The following is a 6,332-nucleotide window of genomic DNA, read 5'->3' on the forward strand; positions in this document are numbered from 1 at the left end:
ATTTGCCAGGTATCCTCAAAATCCCAGCCGGCAAAGGTCGCCCCGCTGCGCATCTGCGCGCTTGTACGGGCTTCTCCCCCACCCACACTCCAGCCGATACCGGCTGCATCTGCGTCGAAATAGCTGCTGTTCACAACCGTGGAATTATTATTGTCAATGGCAATGAGTCCGCCGCTTGGAGGTACCATTGGTAAGAGAATGCAGTCAATAAAACCGGTTGCAAATATCCGTTCAACCAAATTTGTAAACTGAGAAAAGCCAATGGCACCGCCGCAATAATAGCTTGACTGTATGGCTCCTGTACTGTAGGAATCACGAACAGTTCCTCCGGCAAGGCGGCCGGTAAGCCCTCCTGCAATCTCCAAAGATGCAATAATGGTTCCTGTATTGTAAGAACGCTCTATAAGCGACGAAGCTTCGACAAGGCCCGCAAGCCCCCCTACATTCTGAATGCCCTCCGTTCTGCCCGTAACGCTGCTGTTTTGAATCCATGAATTGGTCATCCGTCCGGTTAGTCCGCCGGTGGCGTAACCCTGTAATGTTCCCGTTACCTCAACCCAAGCCGACGAATGTACATTCTGAATACGTGCATTGCCAAAGGCTTCAGCAGCAATCAAACCTGTAAATTGGGGATTTAAAGCCCGTAAATGCCCGCTTAAACGGAGATTACGAACTTTACCCGAATGGAGTATTCTGAAAAGACCCGCGTTTTGTCCGATACCGGCATCAATATCCACATGAATGTTGTTACCTCCCCCATCAAAATCACCCCTAAATGCCAGACCTGTCATCTGTGTAACGGTAATGTCATTCTGAAGCAGATAAAAGAAACCCGCATCACCGACAATACTCATAAAGTGCGCTTCTTCAGAAATGAGGAAGGGTGATGCTTCGCTGCCGAAACCACCTGCAAAGGGATTAAACAGACCCGGAACCGGGAAAACGGGCGTTTCGGGCGGATCGAACACGTTGTCGTAGGTGAAGGCGCGCAGAAACGGATAGGACTGAAAAACGCTGAGCGTGTTCCACGGTGCATTCTCTCCTTCAAAAACCCAGCCCGCTTCTACGAAATGCGCGCGGGTACGCATTTGAGCGGTTGTGAGGCCGGTACCGCCTGCGCTCGTACTTTGGCCGGAAGTTTGGGTGTCCCAGAAACTATGGTTTACCGAACCTGATGACCGCTGCCCTACAAGACCTCCGGAAAAGGATCCGGTGCAATTAACAAAACCTGATGAGTAAATCCTAAGTAAGGAAGAAGCCAGACTCATAGCCCCGACGGCCCCGCCACAGTTTGACGAAGCATTTACCCTTCCTGTATTATATGAATCACTGACTGTAGCCCTCAAATCGGCTGTTAAACCACCGGCACCGTTATTGCCGCTTGCTGTAACGGTACCCGCATTAAACGATTCCTCAATGCTGCCTCCCCAGGTTCTGCTGCTTATGCCGCCTACATTCAGATAGCCTGTTGTGTTACCCAAAACCGCGCTACGAATAATAACCCCGTCAGTATGGCGGGCTATCAGGCCTCCCGTACCGCTGCCATTCCATGCGTCGTTTCTTGTACCTGTGTTTGTAAGATTAACTTTAGAGATAACATTCTCAATACGGCTGCTCCCTGACATATCCGGTGCTATAAGGCCTGCAAACAAGGCATTATGAAGACTCATGGTTCCGGTAAACCGTAGATCCCGCACCCTTGCCGAACCGCCCAATGAGCGAAATAAGCCAACATAGTCCGTATTTGAAATACTGATATTTACGTCAATCGTTTTACCGTTTCCGTCAAATACACCCGTGAAATTCACACCGGTGACCGCAGTCAGGCTGATATCATTCATCAGAATATAATAGTAGGGAGGCTCGTTGGGGATGGCCAGGAAGTGGGACTGCTCGCTGATCTGATAGGGCGCCTCAGCGGTACCCTCCCCTCCCGCAAACGGAGAAAAATACCCGGGCAGATCTAACTGACTATCGTAATCAAACCATTTCAGAAAAGGGTATGAGGCAAAAATCCCTTCGGAGACACCCCAGATCGCGCCCTCACCTACCAGGCTCCAGCCCGCATTTTCGAAAGGCACACGGGTACGCATATCTTCGCCTGTGAGCCCGGTACCACCGGCACTGCTGGTTTTACCCGTTGCTTCTATATCATAAAAACTGGCTGAAACAGTTGCATTACTTTGACCTACGAGACCACCAGTATTCCATCCGTCACAATTTACCAAACCGGCTGCATAAACCCGTGTGACTGTAATTGGAGATATTGTGCTCGTTACAGCCGCAAAAGCACCTCCACAGTTTGCAAATGCACTTATTGTTCCTGTGCTGAATGAATCAAGGACGGTACCAGCATTCATGGTTGCGGCAATTCCGCCAACCCACCCCCCGTTTGACTGGGCCGTGAGGGTTCCGGTATTAAAGGATCGCTCTATCAGACTGCCTGACCAATTTATTTGGGCAGCAAGGCCTCCGATAGTCCCACCCGAAGGAGCAGATATGCTGCCCATAAATGCTGATTCTCTGATGGTCCCTTCATATAACCTGGCAACTAATCCTCCAATAACACTTGTCGAACCGGCGTTAATTTCAACCCTTGAAATCACCCTGTAGAGCAGGCTGGTATTAAACATATCTGCTGCAACCGATCCGGTAAATGAACCGCCGCTTTGCGTAATACTACCGTCAATAATAAGATTCCGGACTGTTCCATTACCCCGTATCCTTCTGAACAAACCCGTTTCATTAACATTGCCCAGGTTAAAGTTAAGCGTAATCGTATTGCCCGAACCTTCCAGCACCCCGGCGAAAGGTATATTGGTGCGCTGACTGACCAGCACATCGTTGGCCAACAGATAATGGGTAGATGAATTATGGCCAATGTTCTGAACGTGCGCACCGCTTGTAATTACGAAAGGATCTTCGGCGGTACCGGTACCTGACGCGAACATAGGTTCTTCAAGAAGCCCCGGAATCGGGAGGACCGCAGGGCTGCTAAAAGGTTCATTGTAGGAAAGCGAACGCAGTAGCGGATAGGAAGGAAAATCGGGATGCATTTGCCAGATATCATCAAAATCGAATCCTGTAAAAAAGGAGGCCATTCGCATCCGGGCACCGGAGAGGCCCTGTGCAACCGGGTCAGTGAACAAAATGCTTCTGTTCAGGTCATAAAAAACATGCGAAACTGTACCACCGGCACGCTGACCCACAAATCCACCAGATGAAGTCACTGAACAATTTGCTGCTCCAGCGGAATACACCCGCTCAATCACAGCAGCATTGGTTATATATCCAAAGGCACCTCCGCAGCTAATACTCCCGGTTACCGCACCAGTGCTGTATGAATCACGGACTGTACCAGCCTGTGAACCTCCTGTAATTCCACCCGATCCGTTACCACCCGTAGCATGTACATTACCCGTGTTTAATGACTGCTCAATAAGCCCCCCGGTACCAAATCCCGTAATTCCTCCAACCGTCACATTGCCGACAGTGTTTCCGGTACTTACAGTACGAATGATCGTCCCGCCGCTCATTGAGCCCACAATCCCGCCCGTATTACCACCTGATCCGCTCTTCGTAAAATTCACCCGTGAAATCACATCCTCAATCAGGCTGCTTCCGCTCATGTTTCCGGCTACAAGGCCGGAATTATCACCAGATCCTGTGTTGTAAGTTCCGGTAAAGGTCACGTTGCGAACCGTACCGCTGCCGCTCAGGCTGGAAAACAGGCCTGAATTGGTAACATCACCGGCATTCACGCTTACATGGATGTTATGGCCGCCCCCGTTGAAAACGCCGGTCAGGTTAGCGCCCGTCCGCTGGGTTACGGTGATGTTGTTTAGCAGCAGGAAATGAGCGCCGGAGTTTGCCGCAATATCCAGAAACTGCGCCTCTGTTTCGATCAGGTAGGGATCTTCAGCCGTTCCGCTTCCGCCGGCGTACAGCGGATCGGCTGCGGACAGCTGCGCAGCCGGAAGGGTGATCAGTACCAAAAGAAGTGTAAGGCAAATCAGCCCGGATTTGTTCAGATAGCGGTTCCCGGTTTGGGCGGTATCCCGGCACAGGGCGTACAAATAGCAGGCAGAAAAAGCGGAATCTGACATGATAGTGGAGATGAGGATTAGCATGAAGGAGTTCTGACAAGCTGCTTAGGGGGTAATAGCAGGCGTTTAGGTCAGGCAGCTTTTTTTGCACGCAGCGCGGCTGCAGCTGACTTCAGCATGATAGCAAACCCCCGGTTTTCCTCTTTTCCTGTTTTCGGTAATTGTATTCCCGTTTTACGGAATTTCCCCTTCCGGAAATACAAAAACAGCTTTCGCAGGGCCTGGAGCAGGGTTGTAAACAGTCCGCATATCCTGAGCCGTACCATTCCTCATCCACCGGAAGAATACAAAATCAGGGATTAGTTTATCCGGTCATACTCAGCTTGCTGCCAGCCCGTATAAAATTTTTTTAAAATTTCACCCGCTCCTTCATGGAGATCGTCACAAACTGCCGGGGCATCATCCCTGTGTATTTTTTGAAGGCATTGTAAAAGGTAGTTGATGAGCGGTAGCCGCAGCTGTGCATAATTTCCTGAACCGGCAGGTCATCGCCGTGCAGCCGCAGCAGGCGCCGTGCCTCAAGGATACGCCAGAAATTTACCAGCCCGCTGAAGTTAGTGTTAGAATACTGCGAAATAGCCGTTGAGAGATACTTTTCGTTGGTTTTCAGGTAGCGGGCCGCTTCCTTCAGGGAAAGGTTTTCATCCTGATAAATTTTGTCTTTTTCGAGAGCCTGCACGAAAGCCTGATACAATTTTGTGTAAGCACTGTTCCCGACCGGCTCCGGCTGTGAGGGCTCAGAATCGGTGTCCGTGTCCTCATCAGCATCAAAAACCGGAAGTGCCTCTGAGAGCTCTGCCTCAGCCGGCTGAACAGCGTGCAGCATACTGCTTTGCTCGAGCAGCTCCTCACTTCGCTGATACAGCTGATTCAGATTTTGGTCCCTGAGCCTCAAAAATGCGAGTCCGGCGCCGGCGCCGAGCACGAGCAGGGCAATCAAAGCCCATTGCAGCCGGATTTGCTTTTCCTGCTGTTCATTCAGCGACAGGCTCAAAGCCAGCTGCTGTTCGCGTATACTCGTTTCGAAACGGGTCTGTGCCTCGTTCAGCGTGCGCTGATTTTCCTCATCATACACCTGCCTGAACAGCTGATTATAGCGCAGCAGCTGCGGCCAGGCCAGTTCCAGATCGCCTGCACGCGCCAGACTGTTGGCCAGCCCTTCGGTGAGCAGCATCAGCTCTTTAATGTTGCCACTGCTCTCAAACCAGGGTGCGGCCAGTTCATAATACCGTACGGCCTCTGCGTACCTGCCCAGCTGTTGCAGGCTCACGGCCAGGTTGTAGCGGCTGAGGGCAATGCCGTACGGCTGACCCAGATCTTGACAAAGTGCCTCAGCCTGCCGGTAATTCCGGATCGCTTCCTCGTGATTTCCGCTGCTTTGGTACACATTTCCCAGGTTTAGGAGCACCTGAGCCAGCCGCAGCTGCATGCCAGGCCCCTGTGCGAGCTCACCGCTTTGCTCCAGAAACGTCACCGCCTTCTCCGGATCTCCGGACCGGTGCCAGGATGTCCCAAGCCCGAGATACGCATCGGAAAGCAGCTGCGGGTCTTCTGTTTGCAGGGCAAACGCATAGGCCGTCTGTGCAGCATCAAGCGCGAGCTCCGTTAGCTCCATCACTGCGTAGTAGCCGCTCAGGTTATTGTAGAGGTTAAACAGGGTGCGGGTGTCGCCGGTGTTGCGGTAATGGGTGATGGCTTCGAGCCCTGCCTCAACGGCCAGCTGATATTGCCCGAGGCCGGAGAGCACGCGCGCCATATTTGCGCGGGCCACGGCAACGGTCGCCGGGTTATCACTCTGCCCTGCAAGCTCCCGCAGCAGGCTGAGCGCCTCCGGCTGCCGGCCCAAATCAATCAGAAACAATGCCCGGAAAATTTCAATGGTTTCCCGGCTTCTCGCATCGGGCAGTACCGGAAACCGCTGCAGCAGCAGTTCGGTTTGAGCCAGGGCCGTTTCAATCGCGGGCACATCAAAGCTGAACCGGTACCAGATGCGGACCAGCGGAAGGGCTGCCGATGCGTAGCCCCGGCTTTCGGCCTGCTGCTGTGCAAGCCCCGTAAGTTCAAGGGCGGCAGCGGCCTCGGAAAAAGGCAGGGCCTCAATCCGTTCCGCAAGCGCGAGCAGGGCCGTTTCACTCAGCTCCTGCTGCTGAAGTTCGGTTCTGATTTCATCCGCGCTTTGCTGCGCGTCTTGTCCCGCTGCCGGCAGGCAAAACACAAGCAGCTGAA

At 52.5% G+C, this 6,332-nt stretch carries 1 protein-coding gene and 1 pseudogene; both read right to left on the reverse strand.

Annotated features, from left to right (window positions below; all coding sequences use genetic code 11):
* Positions 1-4,106, reverse strand: a pseudogene (locus LAT75_RS14935) (hypothetical protein); the annotation flags it as partial.
* 349 nt (positions 4,107-4,455) lie between these two features.
* Positions 4,456-6,332, reverse strand: a 1,877-nt coding sequence (locus LAT75_RS14940) for a tetratricopeptide repeat protein (RefSeq protein ID WP_291483524.1), incomplete at its 5' end; no start/stop codon positions are given.

The sequence above is a fragment of the Cyclonatronum sp. genome (assembly GCF_022565315.1).
GTDB lineage: Bacteria > Bacteroidota > Rhodothermia > Balneolales > Cyclonatronaceae > Cyclonatronum.